Source organism: Marinobacter sp. PE14, assembly GCF_053566155.1.
Genome location: NZ_JBQXNY010000001.1, coordinates 729,367 through 750,410, shown reverse-complemented (window position 1 = coordinate 750,410; position 21,044 = coordinate 729,367). Strand labels below are relative to the sequence as shown.

23 protein-coding genes are annotated in these 21,044 nt (G+C 58.1%); 12 read left to right on the top strand and 11 right to left on the bottom strand.

Annotated elements, in window-relative coordinates; genetic code table 11:
- Positions 1 to 2 precede the first annotated feature (2 nt).
- The 7 genes from murA to ACWJ62_RS03595 all read right to left on the bottom strand — a co-directional run bounded on the left by murA (position 3) and on the right by ACWJ62_RS03595 (position 4,731).
- Positions 3 to 1,265 carry a UDP-N-acetylglucosamine 1-carboxyvinyltransferase gene (murA, locus tag ACWJ62_RS03625; protein WP_014577731.1) on the bottom strand — a complete coding sequence of 421 codons (1,263 nt, stop codon included), beginning with the start codon at positions 1,263 to 1,265 and terminating at the stop codon, positions 3 to 5.
- Between the two features lie 28 nt (positions 1,266 to 1,293).
- Positions 1,294 to 1,536, bottom strand: a complete 243-nt coding sequence (locus tag ACWJ62_RS03620; protein WP_296934749.1) for a BolA family protein — start codon at positions 1,534 to 1,536, stop codon at positions 1,294 to 1,296.
- Between the two features lie 104 nt (positions 1,537 to 1,640).
- Positions 1,641 to 1,973, bottom strand: a complete 333-nt coding sequence (locus ACWJ62_RS03615; RefSeq protein WP_449284956.1) for an STAS domain-containing protein — start codon at positions 1,971 to 1,973, stop codon at positions 1,641 to 1,643.
- Positions 1,970 to 2,623 carry an MlaC/ttg2D family ABC transporter substrate-binding protein gene (locus ACWJ62_RS03610; RefSeq protein ID WP_449284955.1) on the bottom strand — a complete coding sequence of 218 codons (654 nt, stop codon included), beginning with the start codon at positions 2,621 to 2,623 and terminating at the stop codon, positions 1,970 to 1,972. Before ACWJ62_RS03610 ends, ACWJ62_RS03615 begins: the two co-directional genes overlap by 4 nt.
- A 32-nt stretch (positions 2,624 to 2,655) precedes the next feature.
- Positions 2,656 to 3,105 (bottom strand): outer membrane lipid asymmetry maintenance protein MlaD, encoded by a 450-nt coding sequence (gene mlaD / locus ACWJ62_RS03605; protein WP_449284954.1) that lies wholly within the window; start codon positions 3,103 to 3,105, stop codon positions 2,656 to 2,658.
- Between the two features lie 34 nt (positions 3,106 to 3,139).
- A complete protein-coding gene (gene mlaE, locus ACWJ62_RS03600; RefSeq protein WP_449284953.1) occupies positions 3,140 to 3,919 on the bottom strand; it encodes a lipid asymmetry maintenance ABC transporter permease subunit MlaE in 780 nt (259 codons plus the stop codon).
- Entirely contained in the window at positions 3,919 to 4,731 is an 813-nt protein-coding gene (locus ACWJ62_RS03595) for an ABC transporter ATP-binding protein (RefSeq protein ID WP_449284952.1), read from the bottom strand. Before ACWJ62_RS03595 ends, mlaE begins: the two co-directional genes overlap by 1 nt.
- Positions 4,732 to 4,919: 188 nt before the next feature.
- On the opposite strand from ACWJ62_RS03595, the gene ACWJ62_RS03590 reads away from it, so the two are divergent.
- From ACWJ62_RS03590 to yjgA, 12 genes are all read left to right on the top strand, one after another.
- Positions 4,920 to 5,900: a KpsF/GutQ family sugar-phosphate isomerase gene (locus ACWJ62_RS03590; RefSeq protein WP_449284951.1), complete on the top strand. Its 981-nt coding sequence runs from the start codon at positions 4,920 to 4,922 to the stop codon at positions 5,898 to 5,900.
- A 23-nt stretch (positions 5,901 to 5,923) separates the two neighbouring features.
- A complete protein-coding gene (gene kdsC, locus ACWJ62_RS03585) occupies positions 5,924 to 6,472 on the top strand; it encodes a 3-deoxy-manno-octulosonate-8-phosphatase KdsC (protein WP_449284950.1) in 549 nt (182 codons plus the stop codon).
- Complete coding sequence (lptC, locus tag ACWJ62_RS03580) at positions 6,469 to 7,053, top strand: LPS export ABC transporter periplasmic protein LptC (protein WP_449284949.1); 585 nt, start codon at positions 6,469 to 6,471, stop codon at positions 7,051 to 7,053. Before kdsC ends, lptC begins: the two co-directional genes overlap by 4 nt.
- Positions 7,037 to 7,603 (top strand): lipopolysaccharide transport periplasmic protein LptA, encoded by a 567-nt coding sequence (lptA, locus tag ACWJ62_RS03575; RefSeq protein WP_449284948.1) that lies wholly within the window; start codon positions 7,037 to 7,039, stop codon positions 7,601 to 7,603. The genes lptC and lptA overlap by 17 nt, the downstream gene beginning before the upstream one ends.
- Positions 7,581 to 8,306 (top strand): LPS export ABC transporter ATP-binding protein, encoded by a 726-nt coding sequence (lptB, locus tag ACWJ62_RS03570; protein WP_449284947.1) that lies wholly within the window; start codon positions 7,581 to 7,583, stop codon positions 8,304 to 8,306. The genes lptA and lptB overlap by 23 nt, the downstream gene beginning before the upstream one ends.
- A gap of 151 nt (positions 8,307 to 8,457) precedes the next feature.
- Positions 8,458 to 9,984, top strand: a complete 1,527-nt coding sequence (locus tag ACWJ62_RS03565) for an RNA polymerase factor sigma-54 (protein WP_449284946.1) — start codon at positions 8,458 to 8,460, stop codon at positions 9,982 to 9,984.
- Positions 9,985 to 10,084: 100 nt separating this feature from the next.
- On the top strand, positions 10,085 to 10,393 hold the full coding sequence (hpf, locus tag ACWJ62_RS03560) for a ribosome hibernation promoting factor (protein ID WP_014577741.1): 309 nt from the start codon (positions 10,085 to 10,087) through the stop codon (positions 10,391 to 10,393).
- 86 nt (positions 10,394 to 10,479) lie between these two features.
- Positions 10,480 to 10,950, top strand: coding sequence for a PTS IIA-like nitrogen regulatory protein PtsN (gene ptsN / locus ACWJ62_RS03555; RefSeq protein ID WP_014577742.1), 471 nt, complete (start codon positions 10,480 to 10,482; stop codon positions 10,948 to 10,950).
- A gap of 28 nt (positions 10,951 to 10,978) precedes the next feature.
- Positions 10,979 to 11,863: an RNase adapter RapZ gene (gene rapZ, locus ACWJ62_RS03550; RefSeq protein ID WP_219120404.1), complete on the top strand. Its 885-nt coding sequence runs from the start codon at positions 10,979 to 10,981 to the stop codon at positions 11,861 to 11,863.
- Positions 11,864 to 11,870: 7 nt separating this feature from the next.
- The gene (locus tag ACWJ62_RS03545) at positions 11,871 to 12,140 is read left to right on the top strand and encodes an HPr family phosphocarrier protein (protein ID WP_148609500.1); all 270 of its coding nucleotides are present in this window, start codon (positions 11,871 to 11,873) and stop codon (positions 12,138 to 12,140) included.
- A 93-nt stretch (positions 12,141 to 12,233) separates the two neighbouring features.
- The gene (gene mgtE / locus ACWJ62_RS03540) at positions 12,234 to 13,595 is read left to right on the top strand and encodes a magnesium transporter (protein WP_148609499.1); all 1,362 of its coding nucleotides are present in this window, start codon (positions 12,234 to 12,236) and stop codon (positions 13,593 to 13,595) included.
- Positions 13,596 to 13,756: 161 nt separating this feature from the next.
- Positions 13,757 to 14,284, top strand: coding sequence for a ribosome biogenesis factor YjgA (yjgA, locus tag ACWJ62_RS03535; protein WP_449284945.1), 528 nt, complete (start codon positions 13,757 to 13,759; stop codon positions 14,282 to 14,284).
- Between the two features lie 3 nt (positions 14,285 to 14,287).
- Here yjgA and ACWJ62_RS03530 read toward each other — a convergent pair whose 3' ends face one another.
- The 4 genes from ACWJ62_RS03530 to ACWJ62_RS03515 are packed head-to-tail and all read right to left on the bottom strand — an operon-like array spanning position 14,288 to position 21,043.
- On the bottom strand, positions 14,288 to 15,133 hold the full coding sequence (locus ACWJ62_RS03530; protein ID WP_449284944.1) for a carbon-nitrogen hydrolase family protein: 846 nt from the start codon (positions 15,131 to 15,133) through the stop codon (positions 14,288 to 14,290).
- A 30-nt stretch (positions 15,134 to 15,163) separates the two neighbouring features.
- Positions 15,164 to 18,919, bottom strand: a complete 3,756-nt coding sequence (locus ACWJ62_RS03525) for a YhdP family phospholipid transporter (RefSeq protein ID WP_449284943.1) — start codon at positions 18,917 to 18,919, stop codon at positions 15,164 to 15,166.
- A 40-nt stretch (positions 18,920 to 18,959) separates the two neighbouring features.
- Positions 18,960 to 20,441, bottom strand: coding sequence for a ribonuclease G (gene rng / locus ACWJ62_RS03520; RefSeq protein WP_449284942.1), 1,482 nt, complete (start codon positions 20,439 to 20,441; stop codon positions 18,960 to 18,962).
- Entirely contained in the window at positions 20,438 to 21,043 is a 606-nt protein-coding gene (locus ACWJ62_RS03515) for a Maf family protein (RefSeq protein WP_449284941.1), read from the bottom strand. The genes rng and ACWJ62_RS03515 overlap by 4 nt, the downstream gene beginning before the upstream one ends.
- Position 21,044: the final 1 nt, after the last annotated feature.

The window sequence follows — 21,044 nt, the reverse complement described above, 5'->3', positions numbered from 1 at the left end:
TTTCACGCTGGCAGGCGGCGGATGGTGGCACCCAGCAACTGCAGTTTCTCTTCAATACATTCGTACCCGCGGTCAATGTGATAGATGCGGTCTACGATGGTATCGCCGTCGGCCATGAGGCCGGCAATGACGAGGCTTGCCGAAGCCCTGAGGTCCGTGGCCATCACCGGCGCGCCGGTGAGATGGTCCACGCCCTTGATGATCGCGGCATTGCCCTCAAGCGTGATATCCGCACCCATGCGGATCAATTCCTGCAGGTGCATGAACCGGTTCTCGAACACGGTTTCCACAATGGTACCGGTGCCTTCGGCCACGGCGTTCATCGCAGCGAACTGGGCCTGCATGTCGGTCGGGAAGGCCGGATATGGCGCTGTGCGCAGGCTAACCGCTTTCGGGCGATTACCCTTCATGTCCAGTTCAATCCAATCCGGGCCGGTGTTGATATGGGCGCCAGCCTCTTCAAGCTTAAGTACAACGGCTTCGAGCAGGTCTTCACGGGTATCCTTGAGCTTGACCCGCCCCCCGGTTGCCGCCGCAGCCACCAGGTAAGTCCCGGTCTCAACCCGGTCTGGCAGCACGTTGTAATGGCAACCATGCAGGCGCTCAACACCGTTGATTTCGATGGTGGCGGTACCGTGACCTTTGATGTCTGCGCCCATGGCGATCAGACACTCGGCGAGGTCAACGACCTCTGGCTCGCGGGCCGCGTTTTCCAGGATGGTTTTTCCGTCGGCCAGGGCAGCCGCCATCATAAGGTTTTCCGTACCGGTTACAGTGACCGTATCCAGGAAGATGTGGGCGCCCTTCAGGCGACCGTTGGTCTTAGCCTTGATATAGCCATTCTCAACCTTGATGTCCGCACCCATCATTTCCAGGCCGTGGATGTGCAGATTCACCGGGCGACTACCGATCGCACAGCCGCCGGGCAGGGATACTTCTGCTTCGCCGAAGTGGGCTACCAGAGGACCCAGCACCAGAATGGAGGCCCGCATGGTTTTCACCAGCTCGTAAGGCGCATGAAAGTGTTTGATGGTGTTGGCGTGGATTTCCACGCTCATTTTTTCATCAATGATCACTTCAACACCCATGCGGCCCAGAAGCTCGATCATGGTGGTTACGTCGTGCAGGTGCGGCAGGTTGCCGACGGTTACCGGCTCATCCGCCAGCAGAGTTGCTGCCAGGATCGGCAGTGCGGCGTTCTTGGCACCGGAAATCCGGATTTCACCATCCAGAGGCTTGCGGCCTCTGATCAGAAGTTTATCCACAATAAATATCCTGTTTTGTCCGGGCCGTTCAGCCCTGGCGCTCAGCCCATTCGGCCGGAGTAAATGCTTTTGGATGAAGGGCGTGAATCGAGCCATCCATGATCTGCTGGAACAGCGCCTTGTTGATCAGCTGCTGGCGCTTGATAGTCGGCAGGCCTTCGAATACATCACCCACCACGACGACCAGGTAATGGGTACCATCAATCTGTACCTGAACTTCACAGCCGGGCAACGCTTCCTTGACCAGCTCGGTGACTTGGGCGGCATCCATAGAAAATCCTCGGGTGTTTTGAAATCAGGGGCGAGATTGTAACCAATTCCGGCGCTCGGGTCAGCTTTAGCGTCCGGTAATCAAAGGGCGCAAGGCCGGAAAAATCAATGGGCGGGATGGACGGCTTCCGGACCAAACCCCTCGAGTTGATCATCAAGATTACTCAGGGCTGCCAGCGAGGCCAGACGGCCGCTGACGCCACGAAACGATAGGGCAACGCCCGCCTGATGCGCCAAACGCTGCCAGCAGAGCAGCATGGAGAGAACAGCACTGTGGGCCGTCACCAGCCCATCGAGGTCCACCACCAGATCGGCAGAGGCCGAACGTATCAGCTTCTCACCCTGCTTTCTCAAGCTGATCACGGTGTCTGTGTTCACTTCACCGGTAACGACGAGCGCGCCGTCCATGAGCTGAACCACCGGCGAGCCGCTTGTCATGATTTGTTGACTTCCTGATCGAGGTTCAAACTTTCAACAGCGTCGCTCCAGCCGTCAATCACCGCCTGGATCTGGCCGCGGTTTTCTTCCATTTCCTGGCCGAAACGATCCCGGAAAGCCAAGCCAATGTTGACACCCTCAACAATGACATTTTCCATGAGCCACTTGCCGTCGCCGGTTTTGTACATTGAGTAGGTCACCGGATAACGATTACCGGAGGCACTGATCACTTCCATCTGCACAGAGGCTCGATCGTCGCTCTGGGGGTTGATGGTCGCTTCTTTAACCTGGATCTCGAAGTCTTCGGCACTCACCAGGGCCTGAGCGTAGCTGTCAAAAAGACTGCGCTTGAACTTCACCACAAACGCGTCCCGCTGTTCGGGCGTAGTCTGACGTGCGTAGCGACCCATCACCCTGGCAGCGATGCGACGGAAGTCCACGAAATCAGTCAAAGCCTCATCCATGCTTTTATAGAAAGCCTCTGGATCCCGCTCATAGAGTCCCCGTTCTTCGTTCAGCTTGTCCACCAGCCGCTGGGTATTGGCTTCCACATACTTGCGAAGCTCCTCGGCTTCGCTAGCCTGGGTCGGCGCGACCAGAGCCATGGCCATGAAAAGGCCGATCAGAATGTGGTGTTTCAGTGCAAACATCAGGATCTCCTGTTTGATCTTCCCGGCCCGAATCAACGGCCCGATGCAAAGTTGCTGATCAGCCGCTCCAGGTTCATGGCAGACTGTGTGGAATAGAAGGTATCGCCTTCTTTCAGCGAATCCATTTCGGCCCCTATCGATATATCAATGTACTGCTCGCCGAGCAGGCCGGATGTACGTATAACTGCGGAACTGTCTGACGGGATATTGTCCACATCTGAATGAATCGACATCTCCACCCGTGCCTGGAAGGTTTCCTTATTTAGACTGATGGCTTCAATGGTGCCAACCGTTACACCGGCCATGGAGATGCGACCGCGGGGCGTGAGCCCGCCCGTGTCGTTGAAATTGGCGTAAATGGTGTAGGTGCTCTCGGCCGACTTCGGCGACAGCCCGCTAACCTGCAGCGCCAGGAAAAGCAGCGCTGCGCAGCCTGCGATCATGAACAGGCCAACTACGATTTCAGTGGTTCTCTGTGCCATTTCCGGCTCCGGTATTTTCTCGTTGATCGATGTTTCAGAAATCGCCAAACATGACAGCGGTCAGAACAAAATCCAGTCCCAGAACCGCCAGCGATGAGTACACCACTGTCTTGGTGGTCGCCGAACTGATCCCTGCCGATGTTGGCACACAGTCATAGCCCTGGAAGACCGCGATCCAGGCGCAGACAAAGCCAAAAACAACGCTTTTGATGACGCCGTTCAGGACATCATCTACAAAATCCACCGACGACTGCATGTTGCCCCAGAAGGAGCCTTCGAACACGCCCAGCCAGTCCACCCCCACCAGCATACCGCCCCAGATGCCGACCACCGAGAAAATCACCGCCAACACCGGCATGGCAATAAACCCGGCCCAGAGGCGAGGCGCAATGACACGTCGCAACGGGTCCACGCCCATCATTTCCATACTGGATAGCTGCTCGGTGGCTTTCATCAGGCCAATTTCCGCCGTCAGCGCCGAACCCGCCCGGCCCGCAAACAGCAATGCTGTCACCACCGGGCCAAGCTCACGCACCAGGGTCAGCGCAATCATCTGGCCGATGGCCGCTTCCGAGCCGTAGTCGCTCAGAATAGTGTACCCCTGAAGCCCCAGCACCATGCCGATAAACAGGCCCGACACCACAATAATGACCAGAGAAAGCACGCCAACGGCGTATAGCTGCTTCAGCAGAAGCGGGAAGCCGGTGGCCGGCCGGGGCACACCGCCCAGAACGCCCGCCAGAAAGCGACCGGAACGGCCGAATGACGAGACGATATCCAGCCCGAGGCGCCCGAATGCCGCTATTCTGTCCATCAAGAGGCACCTCCCGACAGGCCGAAGTCCCGGGCAGCACCGTCCGCCGGGTAATGGAATGGCACCGGCCCATCCGGCTGCCCCTGAAGGAATTGCTGAACCTTACCGGAAGGATGCGCCCGCAGCTCCTCCGGCGTGCCCTCACCGATTACCTTGCCATCAGAAATAATGCAGGCGTAATGGCAGATGCTCAGGGATTCGGGTACATCGTGGGAAACCAGCACACTGGTCAGTCCCATGGAACTGTTCAGATCCCGTATCAGCTTGACCAGCACGCCCATGGCAATCGGATCCTGACCGGCGAAGGGTTCGTCGTACATGATAAGTTCGGGATCCAGGGCGATACTGCGGGCCAGGGCAACCCGGCGGGTCATCCCACCGGACAATTCCGAGGGCATCAGCTGGCGGGCGCCGCGCAGGCCGACAGCTTCCAGCTTCATCAGAACAATGTCGCGGATCATGTCTTCCGGCAACTCTGTATGCACGCGGAGCGGAAAGGCAACGTTCTCGAAGACATTCAGGTCGGTAAATAGCGCCCCGCTCTGAAAGAGCATACCCATCCGTTCGCGAAGACTGTAGAGAGCCTTGCGCTTGAGTTTTGGCACCTCGTGGCCGTCCACCACAACACTGCCGGAATCCGGCTTGAGCTGACCACCAATAAGACGCAGCAGCGTGGTTTTACCGGTTCCGCTGGGCCCCATAATGGCGGTAATTTTGCCGCGTGGAATATCCAGACTGACACCGTCGAAGATACGGCGCCCTGAACGGGAAAACACGACATCCTTGAGCGATATGTAAGCCGGTGAATCCATAATCCCTACCTTTCAAAGAGGCGCTACATTATGCCATGGAGCGCCCGAGCTCAATCCAAAGAGCGCAAAATGTACTGATAGCAATGATCAGTTTGACTGAACTTCCTGTAACCGGGCATCGTTGCCGGGGGAAAATGGTATACTCTGCCCAACATTTTCAATGTCCCGATAGCCAGGCCCGTAGCCCGATGACCGAACAGACTGCCCACGATTTCCGATCTTCTGCCATCCGCGCCATTCGCATCGAGCGTGACGCCATTGACGCACTTGAAAGCCGGATCGACGACCAGTTCACCCGAGCCTGCGAAGTCATCATGAACTGCAAGGGCCGCGTTGTGGTGACCGGCATGGGCAAATCCGGCCACATCGGCAACAAGATAGCGGCTACCCTCGCCAGTACCGGCACACCGTCGTTTTTCGTGCACCCCGGAGAAGCAAGCCACGGCGACATGGGGATGATCACACCACAGGACGTTGTCATCGCCATTTCCAACAGCGGCAACACCAGCGAGGTGGTCACGATTCTGCCGCTGATCAAACGCATGGGCGCTCCGCTGATCAGCATGACCGGCAATGCCGCGTCCACCCTGGCCCGGGAAGCCGTCGCCAACCTGGATGTCAGCGTTATGGTGGAAGCCTGCCCCCTGGGCCTGGCGCCCACCTCCTCAACAACGGCCACCCTGGTCATGGGCGATGCACTGGCAGTCGCACTGCTTGAGGCCCGCGGATTCAGTGCCGAGGATTTTGCGTTCTCCCATCCCGGAGGCAGCCTCGGCCGCCGGCTGCTGCTGCGGGTTTCCGACATCATGCATACGGGCGATCAGATCCCCGTTGTTAACGAGGGCACGCTCCTGAGCGGCGCTCTCCTGGAAATCTCCCGTAAGGGGCTGGGTATGACCACCGTCGTAAACGAGGAAGGCACCCTTACCGGAATATTTACGGACGGTGACCTGCGCCGGACTCTGGACCGGTCGGTTGATATTCATAATACGCCCATCAATGAGGTGATGACGCGGAATGGCAAAACCATCCAGGCTGATCATCTGGCGGCAGAAGCGCTGAATATCATGGAGGAAATGAAGATCAATGCCCTGCCCGTGACAAACGATAGCGGTGCCCTCATCGGCGCGATCAACATGCACGACCTCCTGCGGGCCGGCGTAATCTGATGGGCCATGAGGAGCCATTCAACATGAAACACCAATGGCCGGACCCACTGCTGGCAAAAGCCGCCAAAATCCGACTGATCGCACTGGATGTGGACGGCATCATGAGCGATGGCAAGCTTTACTTCAGCGCCAACGGTGATGAACTCAAGGCGTTCAACATTCTGGACGGCCTCGGACTCAAGCAACTCATGGCGGCCGGCATTACTGTGGCCGTCATTACCGGTCGAAAGTCGCCCCTGACCGAAAAGCGCATGCGTGATCTGGGCATCCCGCATCTTATGCAGGGGCGTGAGGACAAAAAAGTGGCCCTGCAGGAACTGGTCAGCACCATGGATATCAGCCCTGAGGCCATTGCTTACATGGGCGATGATCTGCCAGACCTGCCGGCGCTCCGGTTCGCCGGGCTGGGAATCACCGTGCCCAATGGCTACTGGCTGGTGCAGCAACATGCCGACTACTGCACCCAAGCACGTGGTGGTGAGGGCGCGGTTCGGGAAGCCTGCGACCTGCTGCTGACTGCCCATGGAAAGCTTGATTCTGCGCTTGCGCCCTATCTGGAGCTCAAGGCGTGAACTGGCTCCCGGACCGGCCCTGGCTGCGAACACTGGCGCTGGCTGGCACTTTGGTAGCAGCGGTCTTTTTGCTCTGGCAAAGCGATGAGCCGCCGGTCATTGATGATGAAGCAGCGGCGCTGAGGGGCGATGCCGAGCCGGACGGCTTCGTGGTGAATGGCAAGTACACGTCATTTGACGAATCGGGCAAGCTGAAAATCCGGTTCTCCAGCCCCCGCATTGAGCAGTTTGAGGAAGGTAACCTGGCCACCATGGAGTCTCCCCGTGCCGAACTGTATGGCGGCGACAATGTCCTGCCCTGGATTGTTGAAGCTGAGAATGGCAGCCTGCTGCAAAACCAGAACCTGGTCTATCTCACTGACAATGTCCGGATTCAGCGCAGTATTGGTGAACGGGACGCCACTCTGACAACATCAACACTGACTCTGGATAACGACCGGGGCATGGTATATACAGACGCACCCGTAGAAATACGCGACGTTACCGGAGTTACCCGGGCCACGGGCATGAAAGCGTGGATTGACGAGCGGATTCTGGAACTGAACTCCCAGGTGGAAGGACGCTATGAAACCGGAAACTAACCGATACCGGAGCCTGCTGGTTGCCCTGCTGACAGTCGCAGTGGCTGGCCCGGTGGCCGCTTTCGACCTTGATTCCGACATCCCCATCAAGGTCACCGCCGACAACGCCCGCCTGGACGATGGCCAGGGCATTGCTACTTACACCGGGGATGTGGAGCTCGAGCAGGGCAATACCCGCCTGAATGCGGAGCGTGTGGTCCTGTACCGCACAGAGGACGGCCTGAGCCGGATCGAGGCTTCCGGAACCCCCGCAAGATACAGGCAGCCGGCGCGCGAGGGTGAGGGTGAAACCGACGCCCGCGCCCTGAACATTACCTGGTCTGCTACCGACAGCCAGCTGACCTTTGAACGAGAAGCTGTCATTGAGCAGAATGGCAACCTGTTCCGCGGCGACGTGATTCACTATGATACCGCTGGACGTGTTGTGACCGCAGAGGGCGGCGCCGACACGGGCGATGGCAGTGGCCGGGTAGAAATGGTGATCCAGCCGCGCAGCGCCGACAGACGCACTGACAAACAGGAAACCGATGGCAGTTCTGAGAGCCAGTAACCTGGCAAAGAGTTACAAACAGAAAAAAGTGGTTATCGACGTTTCCCTGGAAATTCGAAGCGGAGAGATTGTCGGACTGCTAGGCCCCAACGGCGCAGGGAAAACCACCTGCTTCTACATGATCGTAGGGCTAGTACCCGCAGATCACGGCCGGATAACCATCGACAGCCGGGATATTACGCCGCTGCCGATGCACGGCCGGGCCCGCCAGGGCATCGGCTATCTGCCACAGGAAGCCTCGGTGTTCCGCAAACTGTCTGTGCGCGACAACATCATGGCGATCCTTGAGACGCGGCAGGGCCTGAGCAAGGCAGACCGGCAGAAAAAGCTCGAGGAGCTGCTGGAGGAATTCCACATCACCCATATCCGGGACAGCGTTGGAATGTCCCTGTCCGGTGGTGAACGGCGACGGGTGGAAATTGCTCGGGCCTTGGCCATGGAGCCGGCTTTCATCCTGCTGGATGAGCCCTTCGCCGGCGTTGACCCTATATCCGTCAGCGACATCAAGCACATCATCCGGCATCTGCGGGACAAGGGGATTGGCGTGCTGATCACCGACCACAACGTGCGCGAGACTCTCGATATCTGTGAGAACGCGTACATTGTTTCTGGCGGGCACATCATCGCCTCTGGCAATGCCGATGCGATTCTGGCCAATCAACAGGTCAAGGAAGTTTACCTCGGGGACGAATTCAGGCTGTGACAGTGAATGGCTCATTGTTTTGATGATCTGTAGCAAGTAAACTCGGCAAAGAACTTGCTAGGGTAAATAAAAACCGCGGCAAGTAACCGGCATATAAAGATTTTTTCAAGACCTATGACACAAAGCGCTGATGAGTGACGGATCCTGAACCATGGTTATGAAAGCCTCCTTACAGTTAAAGCTGGGTCAAAGCCTGACCATGACACCCCAGCTGCAACAGGCGATCCGGCTTCTCCAGCTCTCTACCCTCGACCTCCAACAGGAAATCCAGCAGGCACTGGAATCCAACCCCATGCTGGAGACATCCGAGGACGACGATCAGACCGACACGGCCACCGAGAGTGACGAGCGCGAGGCCAACGCTGCCGAGTCTGCTGCGGAGACCACGCCGGAACCGTCCAGCGACTGGGACGAATCAGAAAACGGCCCCGACTGGTCGTCGGAAAACGATATCCCGGATAACATTCCGGACGACCTGCCGGTCGACACCGCCTGGGACGACATTTACCAGTCCGCGCCCGCTCCGGCAGCCCGCAATGACGACGAGAACGATCACGATTTCGAGACCCGCAACTCACCCACCGAGACGCTTCAGGATCACCTGGAATGGCAGCTCAACCTGACTCCCCTGAGTGAGCGGGACCAGGCCATTGCCCACGCCCTGATGGACGCTGTGGACGAGCGGGGCTATCTCACCAGCCCGCTGGAAGAAATCCACGCCGGACTGCTGGATGAGAACGAGGAAGACCCCCTTGAACTGGATGAAGTGGAAGCCGTCCTGCATCGCCTTCAGCACTTCGACCCCCCCGGCGTGTTTGCCCGGGATTTGCAGGAATGCCTGCTGATCCAGCTTAACCAGCTGCCGCCGGACACACCCTGGCTCGCCCAGGCACGCCTGGTGATCACCCACTACATCAACCTGCTGGGCAACCGTGACTACGCCCAGTTGTTGCGTCGCAGCCGCCTGAAAGAAGATCAGCTCAGGGAAGTCCTTGCGTTGATTACCGGCCTCAATCCGCGCCCGGGCGACGTGATTGATCGCGCCGAGCCCGACTACGTGATTCCTGATGTCATCGTTCGCAAGCACAATGGCCGCTGGCGTGTTGAGCTAAATCCGGAAATTGCACCGCGCATCCGGGTGAATGCCAGCTATGCTTCACTTATACGGCGTGCAGACAGCAGTGCAGACAACACCTACCTCCGCGATCAGTTACAGGAGGCCAAGTGGTTTATCAAAAGCCTGCAGAGCCGCAATGAGACCCTGCTGAAAGTGGCGACCCGTATTGTCGAGCACCAGCAGGGGTTCCTGGACTACGGCGAGGAAGCAATGAAGCCGTTGATTCTCTCGGACATTGCCCAGGCGGTGGAAATGCATGAATCAACGATTTCACGGGTAACCACCCAGAAATACATGCATACCCCCCGGGGTATTTTCGAACTGAAGTATTTCTTCTCCAGCCATGTAAGCACTGATGAGGGCGGAGAATGCTCCTCCACGGCCATCCGCGCGATGATCAAGAAATTGATTGCCGCCGAAACACCCAAAAAGCCGTTGAGCGACAGTAAAATTGCAGCCATGCTAGGGGAACAGGGTATCAAGGTTGCGCGACGCACCGTTGCCAAGTATCGGGAGGCCATGCACATTCCGCCGTCCAACGAACGCAAGCGGCTGGTCTGAATACCCCGGGACGGGACGCAACACCGTATTCGCCGGCGCACAATGCGCCAGCACCCAGACCGGCTCCCGGGAGCCGGCATGATGACGACAGGAGACGCCTATGCAACTCAATATTTCAGGCCATCACGTAGAACTGACTCCCGCACTGAAGGATTACGTTTCAGAGAAGTTCGAGAAGCTCGAGCGTCACTTTGACCACATCAGCAACTGCCAGGTGACCCTGGAAGTGGAAAAGGTGCGCCAGATTGCGGAAGCCACATTGCACGTGGTCGGTGGTGAGATTCACGCAAAGGCAGAAAACGAGGATATGTACGCAGCCATTGATGCCCTTATCGACAAGCTGGACCGTCAGATCCTCAAGCACAAGGAAAAGAATGTCGAACGGATGCACGGAAACGGCTCTCGCTAACGGGCTGTTTTCATGTACTTCATCTAATCGAGCTGCGACACGAGTAACGTGTCGCAGCCTTTTTTTAACGGAAATGCAGTCGATCTATGAGCGACACATCCCTGACCATAGACAACATTCTTGCTCCGGAGCTCACCCTCTGCAGGGTAGCTGCGTCCAGTAAGAAACGGGCCCTGGAGTTTATTGCCGAGCAAATAAACCATCAGGACAACACGCTCAGCGAGACCCAGCTCTTCAATAACCTGATTTCCCGTGAGCGCCTGGGCAGCACCGGCATTGGCCAGGGAATCGCCATTCCCCACTGCCGCCTGGAAGGACTGGACCACGTGGTGGGTGTGCTGATGACGCTTGAAGAAAGCGTGGAGTTCGATGCTATCGACAATCAGCCGGTAGATCTGATCTTTGCCCTGATCGTTCCAAAAGAGGCAACCAGCGAACACCTTGAGCTGCTCAGCCAACTGGCCGAGAAGTTCAACGAGCGGTCATTCTGTGATCGCCTCCGGCAATGCGAGGACGCCAGCACGCTGTACCAGCGCATGACCGCCTCAGGCGGCTGATATTCACTGCAGTGGAGGTAAGGTGGTCATGAAGCTGATTATCGTCAGTGGCAGGTCCGGTTCGGGCAAGAGTACCGCACTTCATGTGCTGGAGGACCTCGGGTTCTATTGCATCGACAATCTTCCTATTGGCCTGCTCTTCCCCCTGACACGGGAAGCTGCCAGCCAGACCAGGCCTGGCCGACTGGGCAAGATGGCCGTCAGTATCGATGCCCGAAACCTTTCCGGGGAGTTGGCTAATTTCGAGGAGATATACCGGCGCCTCCAGGAAACCGGGGTTACCGTTGAAATCATCTTCCTGGACGCCGACGAGCAGTCGCTTCTGCAGCGTTTCCACGCTACCCGCAGAAAGCATCCGTTGAGTGACGACAAGACCTCTCTCCGGGAAGCCATTACCAGCGAAAAGAAACTGCTGGAGCCCCTCTCCAAACTTTCCGACCTGTACGTGAATACCACCGGCATGTCCATGTACGAACTCCGGGATATGGTGAAGCAACGGGTGGTGGGCCGGAAAGATCAGGAGTTGGCCCTGTTATTCCAATCATTCGGCTTTAAACACGGTGTGCCGCTGGATTCCGACTACGTCTTCGATGTCCGCTGCCTGCCCAACCCATACTGGGATACCAGCCTCCGGAAATACGTGGGTACGGATCAGCCGGTTATCGAGTTTCTGGAAAAAGAACCGGCAAGCCGGAAGATGATCGAAGACCTGAAATCATTCCTGGATACCTGGCTGCCCTCTTTCGCAGACAGTAACCGCAGCTACATGACCATTTCCATTGGGTGTACTGGCGGTCAGCACCGGTCTGTGTACGTGTGCGAGCAGTTGGGTGAGTACTTCCGGCAACGTTACAGCAATGTGCAGGTACGCCACACCGAACTGCCACACCTGCAGACTCGGGAAGAGATCTGATCGAACCATGATTCGCCGCCCCATTACCATTATCAACAAACTGGGCCTGCATGCGCGCGCTACGGCGAAGCTCGTCAACACGGCATCCGAATTCGACAGCAGCGTGCGTATCAGTGGCAAAGGCCGGGATGTGGACGCGAAGAACATCATGCAGGTGATGATGCTGGCCGCCAGCAAAGGGACCGATGTGGAACTCATTGCCGAAGGGCCGGACGAAGAACAGGCCATTGAGGCACTGGTGGAACTGATCAACGACTATTTCGGTGAGGGCGAGTAATTCCCTTTCCGTACGGCATTCACCTACAACTCTTTCTCACCGATAGCGGCTAACTCCGCTATAATACAGGCGTTTTCTGACGCCGGGTGATTCATGACCGATATTCTGGAAAAAAGCCAGGCTCGCCAGCGCCTTCGTTCCCTGAGCGAAGCCCTGGACAGTGGCGCACTGAAGCAGGTTGCCCGCATCCTGAACGGTGGCCTGAGCCCCAGTGATATTGCCCATCTGCTGGAGTCCTCACCGCCCCGGCAGCGTGCCCTGCTGTGGAATCTCGTCGACAAGCAGCTGGAAGGGGAAGTTCTCCAGTACCTGAGCGACGATATCCGTGGTTACTTCCTGAGCCAGCTGAACGCTCAGGAACTGGCGGATATCATCGAGGATTTCGAGTCGGACGACCTGGCCGACTTGCTGCAGCAGCTGCCGGATACGGTGATCCAGGAAGTTCTGGACACCATGGACGAGCAGGACCGCCAGCGCGTGGAGGAAGTTCTCTCCTACCCGGAGGACACCGCCGGCGGTCTGATGAACACGGACACCATTACCGTGCGTCCGGACATCAGCATCGACGTTGTACTACGTTACCTGCGCCGACATCGCAATCTACCGCCGATGACCGACAACCTCATCGTGGTCAGTCGCCGCGATGATTTCATTGGCATGCTGCCAATTACCAAAATGCTGGTATCGAATCCTGCCTCTACCGTGCGGGAAGTAATGGATACCGACATCGAGCCTATTCCCGTGAGCCTCTCCGACACCAAGGTAGCGACATTGTTTGAGCGCTACGATCTGATCTCGGCGCCGGTGGTAAATGAGGAAGGCCGACTGCTGGGTCGCATCACCATCGATGACGTGGTTGACGTTATCCGGGAGGATGCGGACCACTCCCTGATGAGCATGGCGGGTCTGGATGAAGACGAGGACACTTTTGCGCCGGTGTGGAAAACCACCCGTCGCCGTGCCGTCTGGTTGGGCATCAACCTGATTACGGCACTGACCGCATCCGGCGTCATCGGGCTATTTGAAGACACGATCGCCAAAGTGGTGGCGCTCGCAGTACTGATGCCAATTGTTGCTAGTATGGGCGGCATTGCCGGCAGTCAGACGCTTACACTTGTGATTCGCGGCATGGCCGTGGGTCAGATCAGCGGCGCCAACGTGGGCTGGCTGCTGAACCGGGAATTTCTGTCAGGGATATTGAACGGCCTGCTCTGGGCCGCCGTGGTGGCCGGTGCCGCCATGCTCTGGTTCCAGGAGGTACTGATTGGCGCGATCATCGCCGCTGCGCTGGTGATCAATCTGGTTGCCGCAGCGCTGGTGGGCACGGTTCTGCCACTGTTTCTCAAATCGCGTAATATCGACCCGGCCCTGGCAGGCAGTGTGATTCTCACGACCGTTACCGATGTGGTCGGGTTCATGGCCTTTCTTGGCCTCGCGACGATTTTTTATGCTTGACCGGGTGTCGGATTACGCTTCGCTAATCCGACCTACGGCGGGCGGGAATTTCTATACCTGATCGGGTGTCGGATTACGCTTCGCTAATCCGACCTGCGGTTGGGTGATCTTTTTTTGTAGGTCGGGTTAGCAAAGCGTAACCCGACAATCAGGCTGAGCTTATGAAAGACAACCACGACAACGAAACACCCGAATACGACGGTCCCAGCAAATCCCAGCTGAAACGGGAAATGCATGCCCTGCAGGATCTGGGCAAGCGGATGCTGGACCTGAGCAACGATCAGCTGGAAACGCTGCCGATCAGCGACACCCTTCATGCTGCCATTGAAGAATCCCGTCGTATTCGCCAGAACGAGGCCAAACGACGACACCTGCAATACATCGGCAAGGTCATCCGACAGGAAGATGATCCCGAAGCCCTGGCGAAAGCCATCGACGCCTTCGATGCCGGTAGCGAGGAACACACCCGCAGACATCACCTGGCGGAACGCTGGCGGGACCGGATGATTGCCGAAGGCGATTCTGTTGTTGGCGAATTCTTCAGCTACTGCCCCAGTGCCGATATGCAGCACCTGCGTAACCTGGCGCGCAATGCCCGAAAAGATGTAGAGAAACAGAAGAACACCGGCCAGGCCCGGAAACTGTTCCGCTATCTTCGTGAATGCATCGACGACGCTGAGGCCATGTGAATTTCAGCCTTTGAGCCGACGATGCCCCCACACCGGCATACGGGTACGCAGATTGGCTACCTGATCTGAATCCAAATCGGCGCTAACCAGACCCGGGCCTTCTCCCATTTCCGTCACCACCCTGCCCCAGGGATCACAAATCAGACTGTGGCCATAGGTGCGACGGCGCTCGCTGTTCTGTCCACCCTGGCCGGGTGCCACTACCCATACCTGATTCTCGATCGCGCGCGCCCGGATCAAGGGGTACCAGTGGGCATCACCGGTCTGCCAGGTGAAAGCGCTTGGCAGGCAAATCCAGTCGACGTCCTGCTCTCGCAGTAGCCGGAACAGTTCCGGAAAGCGCAGATCGTAACAGATAGCCAGCCCCAGCTTTCCCGCGGGCGTATTCACGGTCACTATCTGTTCGCCGGGCTCGAAGGTGTCCGATTCACGGTATTGACCATGGGCGTCTTCCACCATGGCATCAAACAGGTGAATCTTGTCGTAACGGGCAACTTCCTTGCCCTGGTCATCAAAGACAATGCAGGTTGCCCTGACCCGATCCTCCAGATCTGAGCCGTCCGGTCGTTTGGCAACGGGCATCGATCCGCCAACGATCCATAGACCCAGTTTCCGGGCCTGTTCGGCCAGGAAGGTTCTGATGACAGGCTCGGGACCCGCTTCCTGGCGACCACGATCAATCATCTGACTGGTGGCCAGAACCGCAAAATTCTCGGGCAGTACGGCAACCGAGGCGCCCTGCTCGGCAGCCCGGGCCAGCAGCTGTTCCGCTTCGCGCAGATTGGCTTCGATGTCATGACCGCTGACCATCTGGATGGCTGCGACCCGGTTGGAAACACGCTTGTTCATGACTGCCTCCGATATTGCCAAACAGAAAAGTTATTCGCCGGTGTCAAAAACCCGCTGAAGATTCACTTCCGGCTCGTCCCACGTGCCGGTCACGCTGTAGGTTGCGCTGGTCAGCCTGCTCAAAGGATCGCCCAGAATCTTGTCCAGCACAAACAAGGCGCCGCCGATCGGCGCACCGGCACCCATGAGCAGTGCCGCCAATGGCAGATTCTGGGTCAGGGGTAACACAACCACAAGCCGCATATCCAGCTCCTCGCTGGCCATATTGGTCGTACCACTGAGTTTGAAGGCGCCGGATGGGCCCACTATCTGCAGTTCCGGATCCATGGTCAGCAAGCCATTGACTATCTGCGCCTTGCCCGAGATCGCGTCAAATGCCACACCCCGCTCATACAGATCGGAAAAGTCGAGCTTCAGCCGGCGCCATAGGGTGTCAGAGTTCAGCAGATTGAACACCCGGAACAGTTGGGCCGTGTTGTTTCGCTCCAGGATCACACCCTCATCCAGCCTGAGACTGACCGAGCCACTGAGATCCGGTATGGAAAGCTCATCCGGACGGCCGGGCCAGTCCAGATCCAGTTCGATATTGGTACCCTCGTTGGTGACCGGCATCTCTGTGTCGAGGAGCTCGTTCAGATCTGCAAGGGCACCCCCGCTGATGGACCCTTTAAACCGGCTGGTTTCCCGGTCCCCGACGATGCTCCAGCTCATGTCGCCCAGCAGTGTCAGGGAGTTCAGGCGCCCCTCGATGCCATTCACCTGCAACCGGAAAGGTTCCGGGCGAAGCTGGAAGGCCCACTGCCCCAAAGATTCCTCGTTCAGTTGCAGTTCAGCAATCGAGACATCGATATCCGGCCAGTTTCCCATATCCAGCGCACGGAACGCCTCCAGCTGCTCTTCCAGGGTCAGTAATTCCGGCGAATCCTCAGGGGGTGTCTCGTTGCGTACGAGCCGTAACACCTGAAAATCGGCCTTCACCGTGTCGCCATTTTGCGGAATTGTCAGTCGGCCTTCAGCGCGTTGCGAGCTGGTGGTCACCACCCACCGGTCACCAAGATCGAGGGCATTGATATCAATATCGTTCAACACCTGCGGGCCAAGGTGCAGGCGTCCAAGGCGCAAATCGAACCCGGTCTCTTTCCATAGCAGATCGAACGTTGCGCGGTTTTCCCAGTCGCCCGCAATGCCAAGCCCACCGGCGGCCGAGGGATTGATGGTTGCCCGCAGCGGTGCGGCCTCATCCGCCGTTTTTGACAGTGGCTCCGGCCAGTCAACCGCCAGCCCCTCAAGAGTGGACCGCACGCGGATGCCCGACGTTGAATCCGATCCCACGTCCAGGTCCGCGGTATAGGTAACACTGCCCTGCAAACCAAAACCCGAACTGCTCCCAAGCCCCGTCCGCTCAAATACCCCGGGCACCGGCAGCGTGCCCGACTGGCGGATGGTAAGGGCATTGCTCGCCCGGGACTTGCTGAAGGCGATGGTTACCGGTTCATCGAAGAATTCGGCAGCCAGTGGGCCACCGGAGAAGCCGTTTTCACTGTGGTAAGTCAGCTCACCCTGAACCGACTGCCAGGCCAACCCTGCGGAAGGATAGGAGACGGAGCCTTCCTGAACGGCAATGTTTGCCTCAACCACGGGGGGCTGCTCCGCCCCCAATGACAGGTCAATACCGAGATCCAGCTGATACTGACCACCATACTCAAGTTTCTGGGCCTCTGTGCCTGCCATATCACCCAGGGGGCTGTTTTCCATCCAGAAACCAACCGACTCACCGGGCACCCGAGCCGAGGTGTCCACCCTTATCCGGGTGCCTTGATCCGAGGGCACCACGCGAACCGTCCCGGGATAGAGATCGAGGCCCCCGGTCTGACCTGCTTCTAGTCGGACCAGCGTGTCGCCATTGTGAACCCTGACGCTGCCCCGGGCACCCGTGACCTCCGGCCAGGCGTCATCGTAGCGGACAGATGCCTGATCGAATTCATAGATCATTGAGGTGACGAAGGAGCCCCGGGGCGCCCCAGAACCTATCTGGCCATGGCCGAAAAACGTCCCTGAGGTAATATCGGCCTCGAGAATGGCCGTCGTAAGCCAATCATACAACCCGGGGTTTACCGCCTTTGCCGGAACGAAATCCGCCAGCATGTCGGCGTTGCCGTTTTTCACCGACACCTTCAGCCCCAGATTGTCCTCACCCTCTCGATCCATCCTCAGATCAAAAGCACCGTCCAGTTCGGTGGTCTCGCCGTAACGCATCCGGACGCCATCCGAAAACACGCGGGTAATAGCGCCATCCAGCAGCCAGGCCACTTCGCCCTCAAGTACCGGGAATGACCAGGCACCCTCGAAAAGCTCCGGGAAATCCAGTGAAACAGGCGACTCGCCGGCGGCAACCCGGACATATCCTCTGTTCCGGTCCAGAGCGATGTCTCCGTTTACAGAGGTGACGCCGGGCGCGCCGCCATGGGCCCGGACACTGACGTCACGCAATCGGCCGGAAAGCTGAAAGTCTTCCGGGGCGCCCTCGGGAAAGAAAATTCTCAATTGGTCCAGAAAGCCACCGGGCCGATAGTCTTGCAGGGCCCGGAGTGCACGCTCTGGCAACAACGGAAGCCGCGCCGCCAGGCGACGCGTAGGCGCAAGCGGCAGGGCGTCGGCAATGACTGACATACCTCCCTCCGAGGGCGCCAGTCTCAGACTGAAAGGTGAAACCACATCGCCGTCCCAGGTCCACTGGAGCTGTTTGAGATGCCATTCGCCAAGGGCGAAGGCCCCGGATTCGACCACAGTCTCGTCGGTCATCACCGTATCGTGGCGACGCCAGCCAAATCTCGCCCGGATGTCTTCCAGTGGCGCCAGAGATTCGGAGCCGACACCCAACTGCAGATAGGGGGTCCGCACCGTACCGGTCACCTGCTGGAGCAGACCGTTGCGGAACGTAAGCCAGGCTTCCCCGCCAAGATCGAAGCCTTCCACCCGAAGGGATCGCCACTGGTACTCGTCAATCAGTCCGTCGAACAGCCGGCCCGAATCCACACCAAGGTACAACTGGCCGGTAAAGTCGCCCCGGAAAAAGTGCTGGCCCACGAGGGAAAAACTGGCCAGCTGCTGAGTGGTGCCAGACCGCATGGCACGGCCTGACGCGTGGAACAAGCCACGGCGGTAGTCGAGATCCAGCTGGGGAATATCAAGGTGACGAAGGTTGCCCTGATTATCCCGGAGACCAAGATTGACGCGAGTAATCTTGACGTAAGGATCGGAGAGCCAGTCGCCGGCAAGCTCCAGCCACTCCTGCAACTGATTGCTGACCGGTTCCGGTATTTCTGCGCCTCTCACCGCCACATCACCGCCGCGCTCCTGATTCACGGTCAGCTCCAGGCCGTCTGCCTCGAAGTCCTCGAAGACAATCCTCAGGCGCGTTAGCGAGGCCAGCGCAGCAAAGCGGATGTTCAGATGCTGGAGGTTGGCAACAACAATTCCGGTGTCAGGGTTGGTGACCTGAATGTCGCTGGCCGTAAAGGCGGGGTCCAGCCAGTACCACTGGGATGAAAGACCACCGATACTGACATCATGGCCCAGTCGGTCTGACAGCTCACGAGCCAGATCATCGCGAAAGCTGTCCACATTCTGGGTCAGTTGACGGCCAAGACCGGCGTACAGGGCCAGCAGCACCAGAAGTGTCAGCAGCATCCACCAGATCAGGCTGGAGAGCCTCGCCAAAAGCCGAACCGGAGGGCTCTCGGGCAGATTCTCCGGAAGCGGCGGTTCGTGGTCAGCGGAGGGCATTCAGACCCCTTAACCCGGTAACCGGCGAAGTTTCCCGGGATCAGAGCAGAACAACATCGTACTGCTCCTGACTGTAGAAGGGCTCCACCTGGAAGCGAATGGTCTTGCTGATAAAGGTTTCAAGATCGGCCACGTTGTCGGATTCCTCATCCAGCAGGCGATCCACCACGCTCTGGGAGGCCATCACCAGATAGCTCTCGGCATCATAGGCACGATTTACCCGGAGAATTTCCCGGAAAACCTCATAGCAAACGGTCTCGGTGGTTTTCAGAAAACCCCGCCCATCACAAATGGGGCAGGGTTCACAGAGCACCTGACCAAGGCTCTCGGTGGTACGTTTGCGGGTCATTTCCACCAGGCCCAACTCGGAGACGCCAGTGATCTTGGTCTTGGCGTGATCTCGCTCCAGCATCTTCTCCAGCATCCGGTGTACCTGCCGCTGGTGCTCGGGATCTTCCATGTCGATAAAATCGATGATGATAATGCCGCCCAGGTTTCGCAGGCGCAGCTGACGACTGATGGCCCGGGCCGCTTCCAGGTTGGTCTTGAAGATGGTCTCTTCCAGATTCCGGTGCCCGACGAACGCCCCGGTATTGATATCAATGGTGGTCATGGCTTCGGTCTGGTCGATGATCACATAACCACCGGACTTGAGCTGCACCTTTCGGCTCAGGGCCTTCTGGATTTCGTCCTCGACCGAGTAAAGGTCGAAAATGGGACGCTCGCCCGGGTAATACTCGACCTTGTCGGCAAATTCCGTAACAAACTCTTCGACAAACTCCATCACCCGTTGATGGCTCTCGCGGCTGTCGATACGTACCTTTTCGGTCTGGGGCCGGATCAGGTCCCGGATGGTGCGGATAAACAAGGGCAGATCCTGATACACAACCGCCGGCGCCTGAACCCGGGTAATGCGCTCGTGGATGGACTGGCTCAACCGGTGCAGGTAGGCCATGTCGCCAATCAGATCCTCAGGTGGAGCCGCTTCTGCGGCCGTCCGAATAATGTAGCCGCCCTGAACATCCTGATCCTCGGCGGCGGCCTCCTCAACGAGGGTTTTCAGGCGGGCCCGCTCGGTGTCGTCCTCAATTCGCTGCGAAATACCAACGTGGCTGACACCAGGCATAAACACCAGATACCGCGACGGAATTGAAAGCTGGGTGGTCAGACGGGCCCCCTTGGTACCGATCGGGTCCTTGGTAACCTGGACGACCAGTGACTGCCCTTCCCGAAGCAGGCTTCGAATATCGGGAACGGTTTTCGGCGTATCGACGGGCTCATCGCCATTGGACTGACTCGGAACCACATCGGACGCATGGATGAATGCAGCCCGTTCCAGACCAATATCGACGAACGCCGCTTCCATGCCCGGCAAAACGCGCACCACCTTGCCCTTGTAGATGTTGCCGACAATGCCTTTCCTGCTGGTGCGCTCTATGTAGGCTTCCTGCAGCATGCCGTTTTCAACCAGGGCCACCCGCGTTTCCACCGGGGTGACGTTGATAAGAATCTCTTCGCTCATAATGTTTGGCTCTCCAGACTGCGCGGCCAGTTTTTCCAGACCGGGTAACCGGCACCAGCCAGCAATGCAGCGGTTTCCTGCAGCGGCAGACCAACCACGGCACTGTAGCTACCCCGGAGCTCATTAACAAAAATACCACCAAGGCCCTGAATTCCATAACTTCCGGCCTTGTCCATGGGTTCGCCACTGGCCACGTAGGCATCGATCTCGGCATTGGAAAGCTGCCTGAAACTTACCTCTGTAATGACCAGGGTTGAGTGACATTGGCCGGTTGTGGCCAGTGCCACGGCCGTTATGACGTGATGCGTCGCACCGGAGAGACGGGCCAGGGTTTCCCGGGCGTCTGCCGGATCTGACGGCTTACCGAGTATCTCTCCATTGAGCACCACGGAGGTATCCGATCCCAGGACCAGACTGTGCGGGGAAGAGTCAGAGACGGTCAGTGCCTTTTCCCGCGCCAATCTTTCGACATAGTGTTCCGGGGTTTCATTGGGCTCCGGGGTTTCATCTATGTCCGCCGGACGAACCGAAAAATTCAGGCCGATTTGCTGCAACAGCTCCGCCCGGCGTGGCGAAGCCGAGGCGAGAATGATTGATGGCATG

Bases quoted from the DNA above. Each gene is read 5' to 3' on its own strand.
- ACWJ62_RS03620 (WP_296934749.1), bottom strand. From the start codon at position 1,536: ATGGATGCCGCCCAAGTCACCGAGCTGGTCAAGGAAGCGTTGCCCGGC.
- ACWJ62_RS03615 (WP_449284956.1), bottom strand. From the start codon at position 1,973: ATGACAAGCGGCTCGCCGGTGGTTCAGCTCATGGACGGCGCGCTCGTC.
- ACWJ62_RS03610 (WP_449284955.1), bottom strand. From the start codon at position 2,623: ATGTTTGCACTGAAACACCACATTCTGATCGGCCTTTTCATGGCCATG.
- mlaD (WP_449284954.1), bottom strand. From the start codon at position 3,105: ATGGCACAGAGAACCACTGAAATCGTAGTTGGCCTGTTCATGATCGCA.
- mlaE (WP_449284953.1), bottom strand. From the start codon at position 3,919: ATGGACAGAATAGCGGCATTCGGGCGCCTCGGGCTGGATATCGTCTCG.
- ACWJ62_RS03595 (WP_449284952.1), bottom strand. From the start codon at position 4,731: ATGGATTCACCGGCTTACATATCGCTCAAGGATGTCGTGTTTTCCCGT.
- ACWJ62_RS03590 (WP_449284951.1), top strand. From the start codon at position 4,920: ATGACCGAACAGACTGCCCACGATTTCCGATCTTCTGCCATCCGCGCC.
- kdsC (WP_449284950.1), top strand. From the start codon at position 5,924: ATGAAACACCAATGGCCGGACCCACTGCTGGCAAAAGCCGCCAAAATC.
- lptA (WP_449284948.1), top strand. From the start codon at position 7,037: ATGAAACCGGAAACTAACCGATACCGGAGCCTGCTGGTTGCCCTGCTG.
- lptB (WP_449284947.1), top strand. From the start codon at position 7,581: ATGGCAGTTCTGAGAGCCAGTAACCTGGCAAAGAGTTACAAACAGAAA.
- ACWJ62_RS03565 (WP_449284946.1), top strand. From the start codon at position 8,458: ATGGTTATGAAAGCCTCCTTACAGTTAAAGCTGGGTCAAAGCCTGACC.
- hpf (WP_014577741.1), top strand. From the start codon at position 10,085: ATGCAACTCAATATTTCAGGCCATCACGTAGAACTGACTCCCGCACTG.
- ptsN (WP_014577742.1), top strand. From the start codon at position 10,480: ATGAGCGACACATCCCTGACCATAGACAACATTCTTGCTCCGGAGCTC.
- rapZ (WP_219120404.1), top strand. From the start codon at position 10,979: ATGAAGCTGATTATCGTCAGTGGCAGGTCCGGTTCGGGCAAGAGTACC.
- ACWJ62_RS03545 (WP_148609500.1), top strand. From the start codon at position 11,871: ATGATTCGCCGCCCCATTACCATTATCAACAAACTGGGCCTGCATGCG.
- mgtE (WP_148609499.1), top strand. From the start codon at position 12,234: ATGACCGATATTCTGGAAAAAAGCCAGGCTCGCCAGCGCCTTCGTTCC.
- yjgA (WP_449284945.1), top strand. From the start codon at position 13,757: ATGAAAGACAACCACGACAACGAAACACCCGAATACGACGGTCCCAGC.
- ACWJ62_RS03530 (WP_449284944.1), bottom strand. From the start codon at position 15,133: ATGAACAAGCGTGTTTCCAACCGGGTCGCAGCCATCCAGATGGTCAGC.
- ACWJ62_RS03525 (WP_449284943.1), bottom strand. From the start codon at position 18,919: ATGCCCTCCGCTGACCACGAACCGCCGCTTCCGGAGAATCTGCCCGAG.
- rng (WP_449284942.1), bottom strand. From the start codon at position 20,441: ATGAGCGAAGAGATTCTTATCAACGTCACCCCGGTGGAAACGCGGGTG.
- ACWJ62_RS03515 (WP_449284941.1), bottom strand. From the start codon at position 21,043: ATGCCATCAATCATTCTCGCCTCGGCTTCGCCACGCCGGGCGGAGCTG.